Origin of the sequence: Photorhabdus noenieputensis (assembly GCF_018448935.1) — a bacterium.
In the GTDB taxonomy this organism is placed as follows: domain Bacteria; phylum Pseudomonadota; class Gammaproteobacteria; order Enterobacterales; family Enterobacteriaceae; genus Photorhabdus; species Photorhabdus noenieputensis.
The window spans coordinates 1-508 of record NZ_RCWC01000182.1; the positions used below are offsets into that span (position 1 = coordinate 1).

General features: G+C 59.1%; 1 protein-coding gene. It reads right to left on the reverse strand.

What is annotated here, in order from left to right:
- Window positions 1-508, reverse strand: a 508-nt coding sequence (locus tag EAE91_RS25285; protein ID WP_214090573.1) for a hemagglutinin repeat-containing protein, incomplete at both ends; no start/stop codon positions are given.

Sequence of the window (508 nt, forward strand, 5' to 3'; positions counted from 1 at the left end):
TTCGACAGCCAGCCTTTGCTGGTTTGCTTGCTGTGCTCCACTAAGTCGGATGAGGCTGTACCGGTGGTCAGCGTCAGGTTATTTCCGGCCTGCGCCGTCAGGTGTTGACCGGCGTTGACATGGGCGGCGGTGGCGTTCAAATCCTGCCCGGCTTGCAGGGTTACCTCACCGGTGCCGGTTATCTGGCTGCCGATATCCTGTTGCTGGGTCAGGTGGCGAGTGTTATCTTTCCCCCAATTCCCCTGCTCTGTGCGGCGCGTGCTTAAGGTGTCCAGCGTCAGGTCATGGCCTGCGGTTATCTCGGTGTGGCCGTCTTTACCGGCATTCTTGACGTCACTGGCGGTTAATTGCACATTGTTGATAGCGCTCAGCGATAAGGTACCGTTATCGTTCTGCACATAGATGCCCGCCGGACGGTCCAGCCAGCGGTTAGCCTCATCCCCGCGCACGGTCGATGCACTGGTGATATCCCGGCCTTTCAAGGCTACCCGGTCATCCCCCTGAATCC